Source organism: Plantactinospora sp. WMMB334 (assembly GCF_049179095.1).
Taxonomy (GTDB): domain Bacteria; phylum Actinomycetota; class Actinomycetes; order Mycobacteriales; family Micromonosporaceae; genus Plantactinospora.
The window spans coordinates 1-19851 of sequence record NZ_JBMHME010000004.1 but is presented as its reverse complement, the minus strand read 5'-3'; the positions used below and the strand labels follow the sequence as shown (position 1 = coordinate 19851).

At 69.9% G+C, this 19851-nt stretch carries 20 protein-coding genes and 3 pseudogenes; 11 read left to right on the top strand and 12 right to left on the bottom strand.

From position 1 onward, the window contains the following. The 3 genes and pseudogenes from ACN27G_RS36900 to ACN27G_RS36890 all read left to right on the top strand — a co-directional run. The coding region (locus ACN27G_RS36900; RefSeq protein ID WP_421497636.1) for a response regulator transcription factor at positions 1-377 on the top strand (377 nt) is incomplete at its 5' end. A 34-nt stretch (positions 378-411) separates the two neighbouring features. Continuing rightward, on the top strand, positions 412-1074 hold the full coding sequence (locus ACN27G_RS36895) for a uridine kinase (RefSeq protein ID WP_421490781.1): 663 nt from the start codon (positions 412-414) through the stop codon (positions 1072-1074). Between the two features lie 168 nt (positions 1075-1242). Beyond that, positions 1243-1457: pseudogene (locus ACN27G_RS36890) on the top strand (transposase); the annotation flags it as partial. Positions 1458-1516: 59 nt separating this feature from the next. On the opposite strand, the gene ACN27G_RS36885 reads toward ACN27G_RS36890, so the two are convergent. Next, positions 1517-2218, bottom strand: coding sequence for a TetR/AcrR family transcriptional regulator (locus ACN27G_RS36885; RefSeq protein WP_421490780.1), 702 nt, complete (start codon positions 2216-2218; stop codon positions 1517-1519). Between the two features lie 85 nt (positions 2219-2303). Between ACN27G_RS36885 and ACN27G_RS36880 the strand changes: the two genes are divergently transcribed. Both ACN27G_RS36880 and ACN27G_RS36875 read left to right on the top strand, forming a co-directional pair. Beyond that, entirely contained in the window at positions 2304-3206 is a 903-nt protein-coding gene (locus ACN27G_RS36880) for an aldo/keto reductase (RefSeq protein WP_421490779.1), read from the top strand. 98 nt (positions 3207-3304) lie between these two features. Then, on the top strand, positions 3305-4054 hold the full coding sequence (locus tag ACN27G_RS36875) for a GOLPH3/VPS74 family protein (RefSeq protein ID WP_421490778.1): 750 nt from the start codon (positions 3305-3307) through the stop codon (positions 4052-4054). Between the two features lie 40 nt (positions 4055-4094). Here ACN27G_RS36875 and ACN27G_RS36870 read toward each other — a convergent pair whose 3' ends face one another. Further along, a complete protein-coding gene (locus tag ACN27G_RS36870; protein WP_421490777.1) occupies positions 4095-4532 on the bottom strand; it encodes a MarR family winged helix-turn-helix transcriptional regulator in 438 nt (145 codons plus the stop codon). 63 nt (positions 4533-4595) lie between these two features. Here ACN27G_RS36870 and ACN27G_RS36865 point away from each other — a divergent pair, with 63 nt between their 5' ends. Then, positions 4596-5072 carry a MarR family winged helix-turn-helix transcriptional regulator gene (locus ACN27G_RS36865; protein WP_421490776.1) on the top strand — a complete coding sequence of 159 codons (477 nt, stop codon included), beginning with the start codon at positions 4596-4598 and terminating at the stop codon, positions 5070-5072. A 199-nt stretch (positions 5073-5271) separates the two neighbouring features. Here ACN27G_RS36865 and ACN27G_RS36860 read toward each other — a convergent pair whose 3' ends face one another. Continuing rightward, positions 5272-5856, bottom strand: coding sequence for a TetR family transcriptional regulator (locus tag ACN27G_RS36860; RefSeq protein WP_421490775.1), 585 nt, complete (start codon positions 5854-5856; stop codon positions 5272-5274). Between the two features lie 65 nt (positions 5857-5921). Between ACN27G_RS36860 and ACN27G_RS36855 the strand changes: the two genes are divergently transcribed. Continuing rightward, on the top strand, positions 5922-6800 hold the full coding sequence (locus tag ACN27G_RS36855) for an SDR family NAD(P)-dependent oxidoreductase (RefSeq protein ID WP_421490774.1): 879 nt from the start codon (positions 5922-5924) through the stop codon (positions 6798-6800). A 225-nt stretch (positions 6801-7025) separates the two neighbouring features. On the opposite strand, the gene ACN27G_RS36850 is transcribed toward ACN27G_RS36855, so the two are convergent. From ACN27G_RS36850 to ACN27G_RS36840, 3 genes are all read right to left on the bottom strand, one after another. Further along, positions 7026-7361 (bottom strand): orotate phosphoribosyltransferase, encoded by a 336-nt coding sequence (locus tag ACN27G_RS36850; protein ID WP_421497188.1) that lies wholly within the window; start codon positions 7359-7361, stop codon positions 7026-7028. A gap of 159 nt (positions 7362-7520) precedes the next feature. Continuing rightward, positions 7521-8891, bottom strand: a complete 1371-nt coding sequence (locus ACN27G_RS36845; RefSeq protein ID WP_421490773.1) for an IS110 family transposase — start codon at positions 8889-8891, stop codon at positions 7521-7523. Positions 8892-9035: 144 nt separating this feature from the next. Continuing rightward, positions 9036-9401, bottom strand: coding sequence for an orotate phosphoribosyltransferase (locus tag ACN27G_RS36840; RefSeq protein WP_421490772.1), 366 nt, complete (start codon positions 9399-9401; stop codon positions 9036-9038). Between the two features lie 245 nt (positions 9402-9646). Here ACN27G_RS36840 and ACN27G_RS36835 point away from each other — a divergent pair, with 245 nt between their 5' ends. Further along, the gene (locus tag ACN27G_RS36835) at positions 9647-9793 is read left to right on the top strand and encodes a hypothetical protein (protein ID WP_421490771.1); all 147 of its coding nucleotides are present in this window, start codon (positions 9647-9649) and stop codon (positions 9791-9793) included. A 99-nt stretch (positions 9794-9892) separates the two neighbouring features. On the opposite strand, the pseudogene ACN27G_RS36830 reads toward ACN27G_RS36835, so the two are convergent. The 6 genes and pseudogenes from ACN27G_RS36830 to ACN27G_RS36805 all read right to left on the bottom strand — a co-directional run bounded on the left by ACN27G_RS36830 (position 9893) and on the right by ACN27G_RS36805 (position 16075). Continuing rightward, a pseudogene (locus tag ACN27G_RS36830) lies at positions 9893-11127 on the bottom strand (IS3 family transposase). 53 nt (positions 11128-11180) lie between these two features. Next, a pseudogene (locus ACN27G_RS36825) lies at positions 11181-12332 on the bottom strand (histidine kinase dimerization/phospho-acceptor domain-containing protein); the annotation flags it as partial. Further along, positions 12329-13033 carry a response regulator transcription factor gene (locus ACN27G_RS36820; protein WP_421490728.1) on the bottom strand — a complete coding sequence of 235 codons (705 nt, stop codon included), beginning with the start codon at positions 13031-13033 and terminating at the stop codon, positions 12329-12331. The gene ACN27G_RS36820 and the pseudogene ACN27G_RS36825, both read right to left, overlap by 4 nt. 85 nt (positions 13034-13118) lie before the next feature. Continuing rightward, positions 13119-13907: a PadR family transcriptional regulator gene (locus ACN27G_RS36815; RefSeq protein ID WP_421490727.1), complete on the bottom strand. Its 789-nt coding sequence runs from the start codon at positions 13905-13907 to the stop codon at positions 13119-13121. A gap of 219 nt (positions 13908-14126) precedes the next feature. Then, on the bottom strand, positions 14127-15119 hold the full coding sequence (locus ACN27G_RS36810; RefSeq protein ID WP_421497183.1) for a lysophospholipid acyltransferase family protein: 993 nt from the start codon (positions 15117-15119) through the stop codon (positions 14127-14129). A 140-nt stretch (positions 15120-15259) separates the two neighbouring features. After that, positions 15260-16075, bottom strand: coding sequence for a GNAT family N-acetyltransferase (locus ACN27G_RS36805; protein WP_421490726.1), 816 nt, complete (start codon positions 16073-16075; stop codon positions 15260-15262). Positions 16076-16386: 311 nt separating this feature from the next. Between ACN27G_RS36805 and ACN27G_RS36800 the strand changes: the two genes are divergently transcribed. From ACN27G_RS36800 to ACN27G_RS36790, 3 genes are all read left to right on the top strand, one after another. Further along, positions 16387-17325, top strand: a complete 939-nt coding sequence (locus tag ACN27G_RS36800) for an ABC transporter ATP-binding protein (RefSeq protein WP_421490725.1) — start codon at positions 16387-16389, stop codon at positions 17323-17325. Further along, on the top strand, positions 17322-18152 hold the full coding sequence (locus tag ACN27G_RS36795) for an ABC transporter permease (protein ID WP_421490724.1): 831 nt from the start codon (positions 17322-17324) through the stop codon (positions 18150-18152). The genes ACN27G_RS36800 and ACN27G_RS36795 overlap by 4 nt, the downstream gene beginning before the upstream one ends. Positions 18153-18490: 338 nt before the next feature. Further along, a partial coding sequence (locus ACN27G_RS36790; RefSeq protein WP_421497637.1) for a 2-oxo acid dehydrogenase subunit E2 occupies positions 18491-19851 on the top strand: 1361 nt, incomplete at its 3' end.

The window sequence follows — 19851 nt, the reverse complement described above, 5'->3', positions numbered from 1 at the left end:
AGAGCATCCGCTACCGGGAACAGCTCCTGCCCGCCGGGTTCGGCGACGAGCTGCGGGCGAACTTCGACGCCCAGGGTGGGCGCTGGGGATGCGCGGCGTTCATGCGGGCGGCCGAGATATGCGTCGTCGCCACCGTCGCGTCGCCGGCGGAAGTCGTGCCCATCGCACTCATCGGTTACGGCCTGACGCCCCGGGAAATGGAGGTGGCCCTGCACGTGGTCCGCGGCAGGAGCACCAGCGACATCGCCCGCATCCTCTCGCTGACCAACCTGAGGGTCCAGGACCACCTGAAGGCCATCTTCGCCAAGACCTCCGTGCGCAGCCGCCGCCAACTGGTCGCACAGCTGTTCGCCGCCACACCACCCGAAACGGCGTGAAGCGGCCGATGCGTCAGCATGAAACGCTCGTCGGATGATCACTTCAGCCGAACGGCGCGAGGTCATCCGCCGGGTAACCGGCCTCCTACCCGGTCCCCGCGACGACCTCTGCACACGTGTGGGGATCGATGGGCCGGACGGATCCGGGAAGAGCACGTTCGCAGACGAACTCGCCACCGAACTTCGCGCGTCCGGCCGCTCCGTCGTCCGAATCTCCCTCGACAGCTTCCACAATCCTCGCGCGGTCCGATATCAGCAGGGACGGGAATCGCCGGAAGGATTCTGGCGGCACGCCTTCGACTATCCGAGATTCCGCGCCGACGTCCTCGATCCCCTCGGCCCCGGCGGAACCCGGCTCTACCGGAAGGCCGCGCTCGACCTCGCCACCGACACCCCGCTGGACCCGGAACCGCTCGTGGCGCCGCCCGCCGCCGTACTCGTCGTCGACGGGCTCTTCCTACACCGCGACGAGCTGGTCACGGCCTGGGACCTGACGGTCTTCCTGGACGTGCCCTTCGCTGAGACAGCACGGCGCATGGCGGCGCGCGACGGGACACCGCCCGACCCGGAGCACCCCGGCGTTCGTCGCTACACAGATGCCCAACGCATCTACTTCGACGTGTGCCATCCACAGCATCGGGCCGATGTCCACATCGACAATCGGGACCTCGGCGCACCACGCATCATGCGCCCATGAGGCGGGGCCCGGAGGGCGGGATCACCGACCACCTCGGCTACGACCGGCACGACCCGGCCGCCGACGCAGCGGGAACTCCCGCAACGGCATCCGCACCGAGACCGCTGACCACCGGGACTTCCTCGGGCTGTGGGCCGGTGAGATCCGCACGATCGCGGGGCCCCACCGGACGCGATCGAGAGCGTCAACACCCGTATCCGCAAGGCGGTCCGCGCCCGTCGCCACTTCCCCCACGAAGGGGCCGCGCTCACGTGCGTGTACCTGGCGGTGATGGCCCCGGACCCCACGGGCACCGGACGCAGACGCCGGGCCATCCGCTGGAGAGCGGCCCGTACGCCTTCGAGATCACCTTCGACGGCCGACCCCGTACCGGACGCAGGTAGCCATCTCAGCTCGGTTACCGAAACTCGACAGACCTGACATGCCCGCACAAGCTTCCGGGTCAGCGGGCAAGCTGGCGGAGCCAGTCGCGCAGGAGGGCGATCTCGGTCGAGCGGAGCGGGAGAGTGGCCTCGCCTGCGGTGGTGAGGGCGGCGTCGAGGGCGAGGGCCCGGGAGGCGAGGCCGGAGTCCGTTGCCGAGGGCGGATCGCTGGTCAGGGAGCCGATGAGGGTATCGCGCATCTTCGTTGAGATTTCCGGGTCGCGCTTCTCCGCGGGCGCGCCGATCAGCGACAGGGTCACACCGGTGACGGCCGCCACCGCGAGCTGGGCGGCGAGGTCGGGTGGGACCCGGAGGCGGCCGGCCGAGGCGATGCGGTCGAGAAACGTCAGCAGCAGGTCGTGTGCCTGGTCGGCGGCGGGAGGGCGGCGGCCGGGGCGGTCGGGGCCGAACATCAGCAGGTAGAGGGCGGGGTGGCGCAGACCGAAGTCGACGTGCATGTCCCAGCCGCGGCGCATGTCGTCGACCGGGTCGCCGGAGCGCGCCAGAGTGTGTTTTTCGGCGAGGTACAGGTCGAAGGCATGGATGGCCAGGGCCGCGAGGAGACCATCCTTGTCGCCGAAGAGTTGGTAGAGGGAGGCGGCGCGGATGCCGGCCGCCGCGGCGACCGAGCGGGTGGAGACGGCCTGCACACCCTCCCGTTCCAGGATGCCCGCCGCCACCTCGATGATCTGCCGTCGAGTACGGGTCTTCGCGTCGTCCACGGTTGCAATGCTACGGCATTTGGCGTATCAATGAGACGCGCACCGCTACGCAAAACGCCGTAGCAGTGATACAAAGGGGGTAGCAGTGAATCGTGTCGGATATGGCGCCATGCAGCTCGCCGGGCCGAACGTATGGGGGCCGCCGGACGACCCGGAATCGGCGCGGCGGACGCTGCGCCTGGCGGTCGAGTTGGGAGTCACGTTCTTCGACACCGCGAACGCGTACGGGCCGCGTACGGTGAACCGGCTGATCGCGGAGGCGCTGCGGCCGTTCCCGGAGGGGGTGATCGTCGGCAACAAGGTCGGCGCCGGGCGCGGCCCGGACGGGTCGTGGATCGTCACCGACCATCCGGACACGGTCCGCCAGCAGGTCCACGAGGCGCTGGCCGACCTGGGTACGGACGTGAGCGAGCTGACGTACCTGCGGCTCGCCGGCGACTATGCGGCATCGCGCAGCGAGGTGCCGCTGGAGGACTCACTCGGCGTGCTCGTCGAGCTACGTGACCAGGGGCTCATCCGCCGCATCGGGCTCTCCGGCGCATCGCCGGAGATGCTGGCCCGCGCACAGAAGATGACACCGATCGCCGCCGTGCAGAACCGCTTCAACCTGCTCGACCGCAGCGGCGTCCAGGTCCTCGCCGACTGCGAGGCACAGGGCATCATCTTCGTCCCCTACCACCCCCTCGCATCCGGACGACTCACCGGCTACGACGAGCTGGTCGGCCCCGCGGAGCGCCTCGGTGCCACGCCAGCCCAGGTCGCGCTGGCCTGGCTGCTGCGCCGTTCCCCCGCCATGGTCGTCATCCCCGGCACGAGCAACCCCGACCACCTGCGCGTCAACATCGCCGCAACCGACGTCGCCAAGCACCTGACCGACGCCGAGACGGCCCGCCTGACCAGCCTCGTGGACGAGTCGAAGGCCGTCATCGACCAGCCGCACCAGTCCACGCTCGACGCGCTCAGGTCCATGATGGAAAGCCACCGTTGAGCAACCGCTCGGCGGGCGGCAGCCGGCCCACCCGCCCGCCGAGCTGCCGAAGGCAGTGGATCCTCGGCCCCCCAGCACTCGCCGGCTACCGTTCAATCATGGCCAGCATGTCCCTTGCCGAGCTGATCGCGTTGCTCGCCTACGACAACGACGGAGTGGCCAGAGGCACCGACGCGAACCTCGACTACGGCCTGGCCGGCGCGCTGCTCACGGACCTGGCCCTGGCGGAGCGCATCGACGTTGTCGGAAAAGACGTCGTGGTCACAAATCCGACCCCCACCGGTGTCCCGCTGACAGACTCCGCACTCCACCACCTGCAACACGACCGCCGGGCCCGCGCGCCCAGAGAATGGATCATTCGGCTCACCAAGGACGTGCGCTCGGCCGTGCTGAGCCAACTCATCGACGCAGCCACACTCCGGCGCGAGACCGACAGGGTGTTGAAGGTGGTGCCCCGTACCCGCTATCCCACGCAGGACGGCTCGGAACCATCAGCCAAGACCGAGGCCCGCCAACAGATTCGCTCTGCTGCGACCCGACCGGACCGCGTTGATGCGCGGACAGCCGCGCTGTGCGGCCTGGTCAGCGCACTGAACTGGGAACAGCACATCGTGCCGGATCTACCGCCCATGCAGGTACGCAACCGCTTCGCCGAATTCCGCCGATCGGTATGGGCGGCAAACGCGATCCAGAGGATCATCGATGACGGTCGCGCGATCAGCAGCGGCGGCAGCCGCCGCTGGCGCGGCAGGCTGACGCCCCTTTCGCCCCAGCCCTCGTCCGCGCCCGCCGCCACCGACCGGAGCCGTCACGCTTCCTGGCGGCCTCGGCGCCGGCCGGCTCCCTGAACGGCCGATGAGTGGACGGCTCAGGACTGGTCCGGCTCGCTCATCGCGCGCCCTCCAAATTGTGGATCATGGTCTGGAGGTTGGCGACCGTTTGTTCGTACTGCCGCTCGTCGAGGCCGGCGGCGGTGAGCTCGCGTAGGGCCTGAACATCGGTCGCCAGGCTTCGGAGAAGGCCGCGTCCGGCGTCGGTGAGGGTGAAGGCGTCGCCGTCGTGGTGAACGAGTCCTTGCTGCATCAGCGGGTCGATGTGCTGCTGGACGGACTCACCGGCCGCCCGGTCGAGGAATGGCGCCAACGTATCGTTGAGTGCCGCCGAGGAGTAGCCGCCGTCGACGAGGGCGTTCAGCAGCTGCCATTGGCGGCGGGTGACGCCACGCTTGCCGATAGTGCGTTCGAACCGTTCCTCGATCAGGCGGTCGAGCTTGCGCAGGGCGTAGCCGATCGGGGGTTGGCGACGCCCGCCATCAGTTGTATTCATGCAACCGATGCAACAGGAACGGCAATTAAGTTGTCAAGTTACAACTGTTGTAGCCTGGTCGACATGACGGCGGAGGAGCGCGGACCAGATGAGGTCATCGCCATGGCCCTCGTCCGGATCCGACGGGATCACCAGGCACGCCGCCTCCAGCGTCGGGCCGCGCAGGGCGATCCCGCAGCGGCATCTGCCACGAACGCCGCCCGCTATCGCTACCTCGATGCCCTCGACGGCTGCCGTACGGCCCTGTCGATCTCGGAAGTCGCCGATGCGATCGGGGTGGACCGGCCGCGCGCCAGCCGGCTGACCACAGAGTTGACCGTTGAGGGGTACATCGAGCGGGAGCCGGCGCCGGGCGACTCGCGGTACGTCCTGATCCGCCTCACCGCACTTGGCAAAGAGCTCGTCGCCGGCATCCATGAGCGGCGTCGACGAGGCGTGGCCGAGGCCCTCGCCGAGTTCACCCCAGAGGAATCGCGCACGCTCGCCGAACTCTTGGAGCGGTTCGTCGACGCCTGGCCACGGAACCCATCGGCTACCTGACTCTCCCTGCCGCAACGCCCGCCCGCAGACCAGAATCCTGCCGGCCGCAGCACAGGCCAACTACGAACATCCGATCGTGCAAGGCGCAACTGCCTGGCCGCGGAGATGACCACAGCTGGATCAGCGCCGAACGGAGGCAGTCCACGGCCGCAGTGCCTGCTCGATCTCATCGCCGAGGTGTGTCTCGATGACTCACGCGTCAACGGGCCGGCAGCGCCGGTCGTATGAGGGTGAAGGCGCGGTCCAGCAACGCTGCTCGGTCGGCGGTGCCGCCGGAGCGCAGCCACTCATGCGAGACAGTGTCCAGGGCAGCGGTGGCGGCGTTCGTCAGCAGGTCCGCGGTGAACGCTTCGAGTCCCGCGTCGGGCCGGTCGCGCAGCGCGTCGCTGACCTGCTGCCGCCAGTGCGCGCGTTTCTCGTGCAGGCGTGCGCGCAGTGACGGTGTCGACTCGATCAGGCGGAGGCTCGCCAGCGCCTGCTCGGACGCGTGGATTTGCTGCTGCCACCGGCGCAGCACCTGGTGCAGCGAGTGCCACGGGTCCTCGTCGCCCGGACGGGCGCGGATGTCGTCGACGACCTGCTCGCCGGTGACGTCGACACCGCCGAAGACCGCGTCCTCCTTGGCCGGGAAGTAGCGAAAGAAGCTCCGCTTGGTGAGCCCAGCCGCTTGGGCAATCTCGTCGACGGTGGTCTGGTCGAAGCCCTGTTCGGCGAACAGCCGCAGCGCTACGTCAGCGAGGTCGGCCCGCACCGCCCGCCGCGTACGCTCCCGCAACCCAGTCACGCACCGAAGTCTACTTCACGACATCAGATGACGAATATGTCACTCGGTGTCGTATAGTGGCCGCCATGACAGAACCACTGCGTGGCAAGACGGTCCTGGTGACCGGCAGCACCGGCGGAATCGGCAAGCAGACCGCCCGAGGGCTGGCCCGCCTCGGCGCCCGAGTCCTGGTGGTCGGACGCGACCCCGATCGGGCGCGGAACGCCGTCAAGGAACTGCGCCGCGACACCGGCAACGACCAGGTGGACTCGCTGACCGCGGACATGACGCGCCAACGGGACCTGCACCACTTGGCCGACCAGGTGGAGGACCGTCTTGGGACCCTCGACGTACTGATCAACAACGCGGGCGTGACCATGGCGAGGCGGGAACTGACCGAGGACGGCGTCGAGACCACCTTCGCCGCGAACGTGCTCGCGCCGTATATCTTGATCCACCGGTTGCTGCCGGCGTTGTCCCGCGTGACAACGGCCCGGGTCATCAACATCACCGGCGGCGTCCCACGCGGCCGGATCGACCTGGACAACCTGCAAGGCGAGCGATCGTACGTCGGGCTGTCGTTCTACAACCAGACGAAGCTGGCGCTGATGGCGATGAGCTACACATTCGCCGAGCGCCTGCGCGGCAGCGGAGTAAACCTCAACGTGGCGTATCCCGGACACGCGTACACGTCGATGAACCAGGGCCTCACCGTCGACACGTACCCACCCGCAGCACGCCCGATCGTGCCGCTGCTACGGCTGCTGATGCCGGTCCTCTACGGACAACGCGCCCTGGTCAAAGCCTCCCGCTCCAGCATCTACCTGGCATCGAGCCCTCACGCCGCCGACCTACACAGCACCTACGTCAACAGCAAATGCCAGCGCACCCCATGGCCTACCGCAGTCCTCGACCAACGCAACCGCGACGCCATCTGGACACTCTGCGAAAAGCTAGCCAGCTAACGCGTGTGACGGCGTCGGCAAGACGAAACAGGCCATCGTCGCCGTCGTCACGGCCTGCTCACAGCCCGCCAAAACCCAAGCTCTCGTCATACGCCACGACGCCGCAGCGCCCACCACGACCCACCTGCACGACAAGCACAGGGCAGCCGCGCCAAATCCCCGCCAGCGATTCCTATCCAAGATCAGGTGCACTGATTTGCCGCTGGTCGAGCGGCACCAGAGCTGTCACGCCGTCAGGGAAGCTTCTAGTTCGCGGCGGGTGAGAGCGGCGCGAAGTTGTAGCGCCTCGACCGCCAAGCTCGCACGACCGCCCTGCTCACGGTCGATGGCACAGACCACCGTCTCCACCTGGGCGCCGATGGACCGTAGCTGCCCGCACGACCTCAGTAGGGCACCTCCGGTCGTCACGACGTCCTCGATCACTACGACCCGCCGACCGTTCACGGGGCCGCCCTCGGCGGCCTTGTTGGTGCCGTACTCCTTGGCTGAGACGAAACTCGAACCTTGAGCACGTGCGCGGCAGCGTCCCGGCGGAGCCGGGACATGATGGTTTCCGAGCATGGTGAGGTGCTTGCCGTGGGTGGCCGGGGTGCGGCAAGCTGGGTCGTTGGTGGGGAGAGCGACCACGTTGTCGGCCCTTGTGGTCTGACCTTTTGCCGGAGAACGGCCTTGTCGGCGCTCTTCCCACCGCTTGTGTGCGGGTGCTGCTGGTAGGCCGTTTCAGGCGGCGGCCTCGCCGTCGTGGTGGCTGCCGAGGCTGTCGTCGTCGTACGGGCCGTTGTCGTGGTCGACGAGGACGATCTTCTTGCCGGACAGGGCCTCGAGTTGGGCGATCAGTCGGCGGGTGTGGGTCTCGGGGTTGACGCGGCGGGTGTAGTAGTCGTGGCCGAGATCGGTGTAGGGCTTTCCAGTGGCCAGCACGGTCCAGATGACCTTGATGAGGGTGTGCGCGACGGCGAATCCGGCCTTCTTGGCGGCGGTCTTGTTCGCCTTGCCACCGAAGCGGCGGTGCAGCCGGTGAAACCGGGCCCCGAGCCGGGTCCGCGTGCGGGAGGCGGACAGGGCAGCCTCGATGAGGATCGACTGGACGTGCGTGTTGCCTTTGCGGTGCCGGGCCCGGTGGCGCCGGCCGGCGGACTCGTTGTTGCCCGGGGCGAGCCCGGCCCACGCGGCCAGATGCTTCGCGGACGGGAACCGGCTCATGTCCACGCCGATCTCGCTGACGATCACCGCCGCGACCCGGTCGCTGATCCCGGGGATGCTGGTCAGCAGCCGGATCTGCGCGGCGAACGGGGCGAGCAGCCCGGCGGGTTCGGTCGCCGCCCGGCGGCTGGTGCCCGGGGCCCCGGGGTGGCCGATCTTCTCTTTGACCTGGTCGATCATCTGGTCGAGGTGGTCGAGCCGGGCTAGGTGGAACCCGATCATCTGCCCGTGATGGGCGGTGAACCGGCCGGCCAACGCCAGCCGCAGGTCCTCGGTCTTGTTCCGCAACACCCCACGCGCCAACCCGGCGAGGACCTGCGGGTCACGCTCGCCGGCAACGAGGGCGTCCAGCATCGCCCGGCCGGACACGCCGAACGTATCGGAGGCGACCACGTCCAGCTTGATCCCGGCCGCCTCCAGGACCTTGAGCAGCCGCTGCTTCTCCCGGGAGCGTTCCTCGGTCAGCTTCGTCTGATACCGGGTCAGGTCCCGGATCTCGCGGATGTCGTCCGGCGGCAGGAAACTGCCCCGTAGCAGGCCGACCTCCAACAGCCGGGCCAGCCATTGCGCGTCCTTGACATCGGTCTTGCGGCCCGGGACCGCTTTGACGTGCGCCGCGTTGACCACGTCGATCGTCAGGTCCGGCCCGCCGGCTTCCCGTAACGCGGCGTACACCGGCCACCAGTACGCGCCAGTCGACTCCATCGCCGCCCGGGTCACCCCGCACTCGGCCAGCCACGCTCCCATCGCCAGCAAATCCGCGTAAAACGTGCGGAACGTGCGGGTCTTCTCCCGCCGCAGCGCCGGCCGCCGCGGATCCGGGGTCCGCACCGTCACTGTGACCTGCTTCTTATGCACATCGATCCCCGCGACATGCGTGTACAACACGTCCAAACGACACGCCTCCGTCCCGATCACCAGCCAGGGGCGATGTCGCTCGCAGAGCCCGTCATAGACTCATGACACTGAGACACGTGCACAGGGGGCAACAACCTGGGGTACCAGGGACGGACTCCCGCACCATTCTTGCTTTCAGGCACCGCGAGGGCACCAAGCCCAACCGGCGACGGCGAGCGACACCGCCGACCGAGTTTCACCCACCTGTGGGTGGCCCCGCCAGGGGCCATGGTTTTCTTGCTTACGAACGAAGACTGTGGGTAGCCCCGTCAGCTGTGACATCACCGTGGCAAGCGGGATACCGCCCATCTCCATCCCGGCCAGCACGTCGCACTCCGGCAGCAAGGCCACCATCGCTTCGGCAACCTCGCGCAACAGATCCGGCTGCCCTTCGAACAGGTACTTGTCGAAGTACTCTTCGCTGACCTGCCCCGATCGAAGGCGGAACCGTCCGGTCAGATGGCAAGTGTCATAGATGCGGCGCGCGAGCGGGTATATCACATGCTCAGCCTCGCATCTCGCCTGGATCGAGCAGGTATCCCCCCGTCGGCACTGCTCAGAATCGTCCTTCAGAGACGACCTCGTGAGCCTTTCGGTGTCCGGATCTGCCGCAGACGATGCGCGGTCTGCTTGGCGGTTCATCACTAGCCGTAGCCGTCGATCGCCGTACTGCCGAATCATGCGGCCAGGACCCCCCGGTCCCAGCAGCACCGACAGGACCGGCGGGTACGCCTAGCATCGTTCCGATGAACACTCCCGAAATGCGACCCAACGACGTCCGCACCGACGAGGCCCGCGCCACCGAGGTCCTGCGCATGCTGTCCGGCACGCCAGTCGGACTCGACGTCGCCGTCAAGAGCAGCCGTCCGCCCGAGCCTACGCGGGCGCCGTGACCTGATCGCCCGGCGCGAGCAGGTACCGATACGCGCCCATGCCGAAATGAGGATGTTCGCCGGCCGGTGTGTCAAGCCCCGGGTTTGGTGGAGAGTTGGTTAGCTGGTTTTCAGGGGTGTGGTGACCGGTTGGGTCATTGCGTGTAGCGTTTCGTGTTCGGCGGGTGGGGCGTGTCCGAGTTCGCCGTGGAGCCGGCGGTTGTTGTACCAGTCGATGTACTCGACGGTGGCCATCTCCAGGTCGTCGAGTCCGCGCCACGGACCTCGGTTGCGGACGAGTTCGGCCTTGTACAGGGAGTTGAACGCCTCGGCCATCGCGTTGTCGTAGGAGTCGCCCTTGGACCCGACCGAGGCGACGGCGCCGGCCTCGGCGAGGCGTTGGCTGTAGCGAATCGCTCGATACTGGACTCCCCGGTCCGAGTGGTGGACCAGTTTGCGCAGGTCGGCGCCCTGGTGTTCGCGGCGCCAGATCGCCATCTTCAACGCGTCGAGCGCCAGATCCGTGTAGAGGCTGGTGGAGACCTGCCAGCCGACGATCATGCGCGAGTACACGTCGAGGACGAACGCGGCGTACACCCAGCCCACGCTGGTGCGCACGTAGGTCAGGTCGGCGACCCACAGCTGGTTTGGCCGCACGGCGGTGAAGTCACGTTTGACCAGGTCAGCAGGGCGTCCGGTCTCGGCGGTGGGCCGGGTCGTACGCGGTGACTTGTCGCGCAACAGCCCGCGCAGTCCCGATTCGCGCATCAGCCGCTCGACGGTGCACCGGGCCACTTCGACGCCTTGGCGGCGCAGCTCGTGCCAGATCTTGCGAGCCCCGTAGACGCCGTAGTTGACCGCGTGAATCTGCTCGATCAGCGCGGTCAACTCCTCATCGCGCCTCGATCGGGCCGAGGCGGGGCGGGTCCTGGCGGCGTAGTAGGTCGACGGTGCGATCTCGGCTGGCGTGCCTTGCAGCGCCCGCAGGACCGGCTGGACACCGTGTTCGACCTTCTGCGAGTCGACGAACGCGACCTTCATCGCGACGGCCGGTCCAACTCGGCCGCGAAGAAAGACGCCGCGGAGCGCAGGATCTGGTTCGCCCGCCGCAGCTCACGATTCTCCCGCTCCAACGCGGCCAGGCGTTCCGCGTCGCTGCTGGTGACGCCCGGACGGTCACCGGCGTCGGTCTCGGCCTTCTTCACCCACCCACGCAACGCCTCGGGATGCACCCCGAGCTGGCCGGCGATCCGCCGGATCGCCCCTACCGCACTGGCGGGATCCCGACGGGCCTCGACCGCCAACCGGGTCGCACGCTCACGCAGCTCATCGTTGTACTTCTTCGGTGCGGGCATCGCTGGAGTTCCTCCCAGGTTTCGATGTCTCCATCAAACCCGGTGCGGGACACCTTGGCCGCCTGCACCGCGTCGCTGGCCAGCACCGGCAACTCGACCGGGGCCAGGGTGAGCGGTCGTTCCCGGTCGAGCCTGGCCAGCAGCAGCAGGTCCTCGACGAGCAGCCCCATCCGGGCCGCCTCGTCCTCGATCCGGCGGAGCAGCCGGGCCGTCTCCTCGGGCGAGGCCGCGGCACCCTGGCGGTGCAGCTCGGCGAAACCCCGGATGGTGGTCAGCGGGGTACGCAGTTCGTGCGAGGCGTCGGCGATGAACTGCCGCATCCGCTCCTCGGAGCGCCGGGACCGCGACTCCGACGCCTGGGCGGCCAGTGCGGCGTTGCGGGCCGCCGCCTCCGCGCCGCGCGCGTTCGACTCGGCCGCCCGGGCCGCCGCCTCGGAGGCGGCCCGGGCGGTGAAGGCCATCTCGATCTGGCTGAGCATGGTGTTCAGGGTCCGGGAGAGCCGGCCGAGCTCGGTCTTCGCCTCGATCTCGCCCGGCTCCGGATCGGGCACCCGGCGGGACAGGTCGCCGCCGGCGATGGCCGCCGCGGTCCGCTCGATCTCCACCAGCGGTCTCAGACTGGTACGCACGATCGCCGCCCCCGCCGCCGCGAGGGTGATCAGCACAGATCCGCCGACCAGCACGTCGATCCAGATCAGCTCCTTGACCGCCAGGTCGACCTCGGTGAGGTGCTGCCCGACGGCGAGGAAGCTGCCGTCCGTACCGCGCACGATCATCATCCGCCAGCGGTACTGCCGGTCGCTCGACGCGACGGTGAAGATCTTCCGGTCGGCGTGCCGGTTGTACCAGGCGGCGTCGCTGAGCGTGCCGGGCAGGTTCGGCACGTCCAGCGCATGATCGTCGTAGAGCGGGATGTAGTTGCGGTCCCGCTGGCTGACCAGCACCACCAGATAGTCGGTGGGCAGCGTCGGCCGCCCGGTCTCCGGGTCGCGCTGGAGCCGGTCGAACAGCTCTCCGTTCGACTGGCGGGTGAAGTCCTGGAGCTGGTCGTCGATCCGGCCGACCAGGTAACTGCGCAGGAAGAAGGCCGTCATCACGCTGATCACCACCAGCGCGGCGGCGACCAGGACGAGGACGGCGGCGACCAGCTTGATCCGCAGCGGGGTGGCCCGCAGCCGCCCCTTCAGCGGCAGAGCGGCATTCACGCCGCCGGCTTGCGGAGCACGTAGCCGACCCCACGCAGGGTGTGGATCAGCCGGGGCTGGGTGGTGTCGACCTTGCGCCGTAGGTAGGAGATGTAGGACTCCACGATGTTGTCGTCGCCCCGGAAGTCGTAGTTCCAGACGTGGTCCAGGATCTGCGCCTTGGAGAGCACCCGGTTGGCGTTGAGCATCAGGTAGCGCAGCAGCTTGAACTCGGTCGGCGAGAGCTGCACCCGCTTGCCGGCCCGGTGCACCTCGTGGGTCTCCTCGTCCAGCTCCAGGTCGGCGAAGGTGAGCCGGGACGGGGCGTGCTCACCGGTCGCGGTCCGCCGCAGCACCGCCCGGATCCGGGCGGTCAGCTCCTCCAGGCTGAACGGCTTGGTGACGTAGTCGTCGCCGCCGAGGGTCAACCCGCGGATCTTGTCGTCGGTCGCGTCCCGGGCGGTGAGGAAGACCACCGGGGTACGGGTGCCACCCTCCCGGAGCAGCCGGATCACTTCGAAACCGTCGAGGTCGGGCAGCATGACGTCGAGGACGACCAGGTCGGGGCGCCGCTCCTTCGCCGCGCTGACCGCCGCGCTCCCGCTGGTGGCGGTGGCCACGTCGAAGCCGGCGAACCTCAGACTGGCGGAGAGCAGCTCGAGGATGTTCGGGTCGTCCTCCACGACGAGTAGCCGGGCCTCGCACTGGGTTGTCGCTGCCATCTGGCCATCATCCGTGTTTCCGCTGCGGCTCGGCTGAGCAACCCCTGAAAGTTTTCTGAGAGTCGGCACCGTGCCGTTCCCGCGGTCAGCGCAGCAGCCGGCGCAGCCCGTCCAGGGCCCCGTTGAGCACCCGGGCCGCCGTACGCAGCTGGTTCTCCGTGAAGTGGCCGCTGCGGGCCAGCGCGCGTACCTCGGCGACGAAGGCCAGCAGCTCCCGGTCGAACTCGTCGCCGGGATCGTCCCCCTGTGCCCGGTTCGCCCGGTCGCCGGCCGCCCACTCCTCGGCGTGCGGTCCCGGCGGACAGTCTCCGGCCGCACCGGCACCTCTTCCCGCTCCGCCGCCTGTTGCCGGACCGGCAGCCGTTGCCGCGCCGCCGCCCGTTCCCGTGCCGGCCCCTGGTCCCGCTCCGGTTTCCGCGCCGGCACCCGTCGGCGCGTCCTGGCGCGTCGCGCCCGGATCCCACGCCCCGGCGCCCCGGCGGGTCTGTCGGAGGGCGGCCCGCAGCTCCTGCTTGAGATCGCGGACCGAGCCGCGTACCTCGGACCGGATCGCACCCGCCAGCCGCGTCAGGTCCGAGACCGAGGCGCGGATCTCAAACTCCAGCCTGGCCAGCTCGTCGGCCCGCCGCAGCAGCTCGGCCCGACCCTCCTCGGTGATCCGGTAGACCTTCCGGCCGCCGACCGCGTCGTGTGTGACAAGCCCCTCGGCCTCCAGGCGGGCGAGGCGGGGATAGATCGTGCCGGCGCTCGGCGCGTACAGCCCGAGAAAGCGCTCCTCGAGCAGCCGGATCAGCTCGTAGCCGTGCCGAGGCCCACCGTCGAGCAGCTTCAGCAGATAGAGCCGGAGCCGGCCGTGGCCGAACACGGTCGTCATATCGCCTCGCTCCGGTTGCTGGCCGATCCGGCCGGCAGGGCGCGGGCACGGACGGCGGACGTGCGTCCCACCACGATAACGCGATACATCGCGTTGCCGAAAAGAACGCCCACGCGTCCGCAGAGCGAGCAGCGGCGCCAGGTCGCCAGCTCGGCGGGGAGCGACGTCGGCCTTCGGTGGGGAGCGACGTCGACCTTCGGCGGGCAGCGACCTCGGGGCTCAGGCCGCCAGTTCCAGCGGCACCGTATCCCCCGGAGGCTCGGCGACGGCGGCACCGGCGGGCACTGCGGGTCCCCCGGCAGCACCGGCGGGTACGGCGGTGCCGCGTACCGCCGATTGTGCCGCCGCGGCGAGTCGGCGCCGGTCCACGGTGCCGTCGGCCCACGGCTCGTCGACGACCGTGAGGGTCACCACCAGGCCGCGCAGCGCCAGCGTCCGGCGTACCGAGGTGTAGAGGCTCTCCTCGGCCAGGAAGGCCGGTGCCGTGGTGTCCCCGGCCCCCGCCCCGGCCGCCCCGGAGCCGGTGGCGAGCGCCCCGGCCGACCCGACCGGCGCGAGGCGGTAGGTGAGGCGTACCGGCACCACCGGTGCCGCCGCGTCGATCGCGGCCTGGAAGAGCGCCGGGCGGAACGGGACCGCCCCGCCGCAACCGATCGCCCGCCGGGGCAGGCCGCACCAGGTCGTACCCTCCGGGAAGACCGCGACCACGCCGTCGACCCGGAGCACCTCCGCCACCTGTGCCACCGTCTCCGGCAGCGTCCGCGGCCGGGTCCGGTCGATGAAGACCGTCCCGCCGAGCGCCGCCAGCGGCCCGATCAGCGGCCAGCGGCGCACCTCGTGCTTGGCCAGCAACCGGGCCGGGGTGACGGCGAGGATGGCGAGGACGTCCAGCCAGGAGACGTGGTTGGCCACCAGCAGCGCCCGTCGCTGCGGCGGCCGACCCCGCACGTCGAGGCGGATGCCGCCGGCCCGCAACACCATGCGGGCCCACCTCCGCCCGGCGACCTGCCGGCCGGCCCGGGACAGGACCGGAAGCACCGGCAGCAACAGCGCGCCGAAGAGCAGGGCACCGACGAGCGCCACCAGCCGGACCAGTTGGCGCGCTCCGGAGACCCTCGGCGTCTCCCCCGGCGCCGGCAGGCAGGCCGGCCCGCAGGTGGACTGCGGCCGCCACAGCGACCTGCGCTGGCGCGCGGTCCCGGAGGAGGCCAGAGCGGAAGTGGCCGGAACGGCAGAGACCGGAACGGCAGAGACCGGAACGGCAGAGGCAGGACCGGGGCCGGGCTGCGGTCGGTCGGGTGTCGGGGCGGCGCTCGGGTCCGGTCGGGTCGGGGCCGGCGCGATCCGGGTGCTCATCGGTCCGGGCCGAGGAAGTGCCGGCGGTACCGGTCGGGCATCCGGTCCATCGAGAGCAGGACGTAGAGGTCGGCCACGTCGAACTCGGGGTCGTACGCCGGCTCTCCGCAGACCCAGGCGCCCAGCCGCAGATAGCCGCGGAGCAGCGGCGGCATCGCCACCCGGCCGCCGGTGGCGGCCGGAGCCGCGCCGGTGGCGGCGGCCGCCTCGGCGGAGGCCAGCGCGGCCGCGGCGGCCGGCTCGGCGAGCCAGGGTCGGTGCGGCCGGACCCGCATCGGCGGCGGCGAGAGGTGACGCCGCCGCACCTCCGCCCAGACCCCGAGCGCGGTCGCGCCACCGTCGTGCAGCGGCACCGAGGCGCAGCCGGCGAGCCAGCGGAGGCCGCGCAGTTGCAGGTAACGCGCGATACCGGCCCACATCAGGTTGATCACGGCGCCGGACCGGTGCGCCGGGTCGACGCAGGATCGGCCGATCTCGACCACCTCGTCGCGGAGCGGCGCGAGCGGGGAGAGGTCGAACTCGCCCTCGGCGTACCGCCGGCCGGCGCGGGCCGCCCGGTCCGGCAGGAGCATCCGGTACGTGCCGACCACCGCCCCGGACCGGTCCTCCCGGACGATGAGGTGCTCGCAGTACCTGTCGAGATCGTCGACATCGAGTCCGGGGGTCGGCGAGCGGAGGTTTGCGCCGAACTCGTCGACGAACACGGCGTGCCGGAGTCGTTGTGCGGCGGCTACCTGCGATGCGCCCTCGGCGATCAGCAGGGTGTATCCGCTGGTCCCGGTTTGTGCCGGGGCGGTGAGCAGAACGGCCATGGTCTCTGTGTAGGCCCCCGGCCTGCCCTGGACGTGTCGGCTGACGGCCGGTGGCGTGTCGAAACGGTGAACGGGATGTGGTCGCGGCGCCCGGCCGGCGGGCAAGAATCGCGACCTCCCCCGCAGGGGGCGTCCGAGCTGGTAAATTTCGCCCCTCCTCCGCACACCGCGCGGCTCGTGCTCGAGGAGGACGGGCTCCTGCCCAGGGATGAGGACCGGGTACGCAATGATCCCGATTGACCGCGCGGCTCAGATTGTCGACGCTGGGTGACGGCGTGGCCGGCACGGCGACGCCTCACGGAGGGAGAGACATGTCCGACGGGCGACTGAGCCCAACAGCCGGAAGCGGCCAGATAGTGGTCTCCGGTCTTACGAAGGTCTATCGCAATGTCCGCGCGGTCGACAACCTGTCGTTCAGCGTCGAGCCGGGCCGGGTCACCGGCTTCCTGGGCCCGAACGGTGCCGGCAAGACGACCACGCTGCGGATGCTGCTCAACCTTGTCACGCCGACGGCGGGCAGCGCGACCATCGGCGGCGCCCGGTACGCGGACCTGTCGCAACCGATCCGGCACGTCGGGGCGGTGCTGGAGGCGTCGAGTGCGCACAAGGGCCGCACCGGGGTCAACCACCTGCGGGTGACCTGTGCCGCCGCCGGGCTGCCGAAGCAGCGGGCCGACGAGGCGCTCGCCCTGGTCGGGCTCACCCCGGCCGCCAAGCGGAAGTTCAAGGGCTACTCGCTGGGGATGAGGCAGCGGCTCGGCATCGCCGCCGCCATGCTCGGTGATCCCCGGGTGCTGATCCTGGACGAGCCGGCGAACGGGCTCGACCCGGAGGGCATCCGCTGGATGCGCGGCTTCCTCAAGGCGCTCGCCGCCGAGGGGCGTACGGTGCTGGTCTCCAGCCACCTGCTCTCCGAGATGCAGTTGCTCGCCGACGACGTGGTGATCATCGCTGCCGGCAAGCTGGTCCGGCAGGGCCGCATCGACGAGGTGGTCGGCTCGATGGCCCAGACGGGCCGGGTCCGGGTCCGGACCCCGCAGGGCGACGAGCTGGCCGCCGCGCTGACCGGCAACGGCGCCACGGTGACCCGGAGTGACGACGGCCTGCTGCTGGTCGAGGGGGCGGACGCCCCGACGGTGGGCCGGGCCGCGCTGGCGGCAAAGGTCGAGCTGCACGAGCTGACCACCGAGCGCCCGGACCTGGAGGGCGTCTTCCTGGAGCTGACGGCCGGAAAGGCGGGGATCCGATGAACCTGGTCCGCTCCGAGCTGCTGAAGATCCGCACCACGAACACCTGGTGGGTCTTTGCCCTGATCACGCTGCCCCTCTGGGGGCTGACCCTGCTGATCAACTATTTCCAGTCCCAGGCCCTGCTCGATCCGGCCGGCGTCGGCGTGCCCGAGGCGGACGCGCAGAACCCGCAGTTCCAGGCGGCCGGGGAGCACGTCAACGTGGCGGCGAATCTCTACACCAACGGCCAGTTCTTCGGCGTGCTGATCGTGATGCTGCTCGGTGTGCTCGTGGTCACCAACGAGTTCCAGCACCAGACCGCCACCACGACGTTCCTGACCACGCCGCACCGGACCGCCGTGGTGCTGGCGAAGCTGGTCGCCGCCGGCATCCTGGGGCTGCTCTTCTGGGTCGTCACCACCGGTCTCAACCTGGTGTTCACCCCACTCATCCTGGGCAGCCTGGACGTGTCGAGCCAGCTCGGCGTCGGCGCGGTGTGGCAGGCGATCGGGCTCAACGGGCTCGCCTACCTGCTCTGGGCCGTCTTCGGCATCGGGTTCGGGGTGTTGATCCGCAGCCAGATCGGCGCCACCGTCACGGCGCTGCTGGTCTACCTCGCCGGCTACATCGGGGCGATCATCGTGCTGTCGATCCTGGCCGACCGGTTCGGCGACTGGATCAACAACCTTCAGTTGATCGTGCCGTCGCTGGCCTCCCAGTTGATGGCCACCGGCACCGACCTGCCGGGCAGCCCGCCCCGCTGGGCGGGTGCCGCCGTCATGATCGCCTACGCGGTGGTGACCGGCACCATCGGCACGCTGATCATGCGGAAGCGCGACGTCTCCTGACCCTCGGGCAGGGCTAGACAGTTCACCGGAACCCGGCCGGGGTCATCGATCCCGGTCGGGTTCCTCGTTACCGGCCCGGCCGGGTTCCTTGTTACCGATCAGCCGACAACTCGCAAAACCTGTGAAACACGACACGGGTCCGATGCGACAATGCTGTCGGTTACCGCACGGCGTAGCCTTGGACGCGTCTTTCGACGCAGCCCCCCGGCCCGGGTGGCAGGAGACCGCGTGACATACGACCCGCGTGAAAGAGGCGATTACCGGCCGTGTCGACCCAGCAGACTTCGCAGGACAATCCACTGGCGGGGTTCGGCCCCAACGAGTGGATCGTCGAGGAAATGTACCAGCGTTACCTCGCCGACCCCGCCAGCGTCGATCCAGCATGGCACGACTTCTTCGCCGACTACCGACCGAACGCCGGGCAGGCCGGCCCGGACGGCGGCGGTGCCGGTGACAGCACGGTGACCGGTGCCGGTGGCTCCGCCGCGACCGCCGAGCAGCCGGCGCCCGCCCGCCCGGCGAAGGCCGACGCCACGCCGGCCAGGTCTGGCACCCCGACGCCGGAGGCCACCGCCACGACCCGGCCGAAGCCGGACGGCAGGGCTTCCGCCGGGGCCAAGCCGAGCGCGAGCCCGAAGACCACGACCGCCGCGAAGACCACCGCCGCGACGCCGAAGAGCGCCGACGCGTCGAAGGCCGCCGAGACGACGAAGACCGCCGAGACGCCGAAGGCCGGCGCGACGACGAAGGGTACGGGCGCACCGAAGGGCACGGGTACGTCGAAGGCCGCCGCCGCACCGGACGGCGCGGCTGCCGCCGGCCCGCAGACCACCCCGCTGCGCGGCGTCGCCGCCCGGATCGTGCAGAACATGGACGCCTCGCTGGCGGTGCCGACCGCGACCAGCGTGCGCGCGATCCCGGCCAAGCTGCTGGTGGACAACCGCATCGTCATCAACAACCACCTGGCCCGGGGGCGCGGCGGCAAGGTCAGCTTCACCCACCTGATCGGCTGGGCCCTGATCAAGGCGCTCGCCGAGCACCCGGAGATGAACAACTCCTTCGCCGAGGTCGACGGCAGGCCGGCGCTGGTCAGGCCGGAGCACGTCAACCTCGGCATCGCGATCGACCTGGCCAAGCCGGACGGCTCCCGCACCCTGGTGGTGCCGTCCATCAAGGCCGGCGAGCAGATGGACTTCCGGCAGTTCTGGCAGGCGTACGAGGACATCGTCCGGCGGGCCCGGCGCAACGAGTTGACCATGGAGGACTACGGCGGCACGACGATCTCGCTGACCAACCCGGGCGGGATCGGCACGGTGCACTCGCAGCCGAGGCTGATGGTCGGGCAGGGCACGATCATCGGGGTCGGCGCGATGGAGTATCCGGCGCCGTACCAGGGGATGTCCGAGGAGACCCTCGCCGAGCTGGCCGTCAGCAAGATCATCACGCTGACCAGCACGTATGACCACCGGATCATCCAGGGCGCGCAGTCGGGTGAGTTCCTCAAGACCATCCATGAGCTGGTCCTCGGCGGGCACGGCTTCTACGACCAGATCTTCACCTCGCTGCGGATCCCCTACGAGCCGGTGCGCTGGATGCGGGACGTGGCGGTCAGCTCCGAGGGGCAGATCAACAAGACCGCCCGGGTGATCGAGATCGTCCACGCCTACCGGGTCCGTGGGCACCTGATGGCGGACACCGA

Coding starts and splice junctions, on each gene's coding strand:
- ACN27G_RS36895 (WP_421490781.1), top strand. CDS start 412: ATGATCACTTCAGCCGAACGGCGCGAGGTCATCCGCCGGGTAACCGGC.
- ACN27G_RS36875 (WP_421490778.1), top strand. CDS start 3,305: ATGGCCAGCATGTCCCTTGCCGAGCTGATCGCGTTGCTCGCCTACGAC.
- ACN27G_RS36870 (WP_421490777.1), bottom strand. CDS start 4,532: ATGAATACAACTGATGGCGGGCGTCGCCAACCCCCGATCGGCTACGCC.
- ACN27G_RS36865 (WP_421490776.1), top strand. CDS start 4,596: ATGACGGCGGAGGAGCGCGGACCAGATGAGGTCATCGCCATGGCCCTC.
- ACN27G_RS36855 (WP_421490774.1), top strand. CDS start 5,922: ATGACAGAACCACTGCGTGGCAAGACGGTCCTGGTGACCGGCAGCACC.
- ACN27G_RS36850 (WP_421497188.1), bottom strand. CDS start 7,361: ATGCTCGGAAACCATCATGTCCCGGCTCCGCCGGGACGCTGCCGCGCA.
- ACN27G_RS36835 (WP_421490771.1), top strand. CDS start 9,647: ATGAACACTCCCGAAATGCGACCCAACGACGTCCGCACCGACGAGGCC.
- ACN27G_RS36820 (WP_421490728.1), bottom strand. CDS start 13,033: ATGGCAGCGACAACCCAGTGCGAGGCCCGGCTACTCGTCGTGGAGGAC.
- ACN27G_RS36815 (WP_421490727.1), bottom strand. CDS start 13,907: ATGACGACCGTGTTCGGCCACGGCCGGCTCCGGCTCTATCTGCTGAAG.
- ACN27G_RS36805 (WP_421490726.1), bottom strand. CDS start 16,075: ATGGCCGTTCTGCTCACCGCCCCGGCACAAACCGGGACCAGCGGATAC.
- ACN27G_RS36800 (WP_421490725.1), top strand. CDS start 16,387: ATGTCCGACGGGCGACTGAGCCCAACAGCCGGAAGCGGCCAGATAGTG.
- ACN27G_RS36795 (WP_421490724.1), top strand. CDS start 17,322: ATGAACCTGGTCCGCTCCGAGCTGCTGAAGATCCGCACCACGAACACC.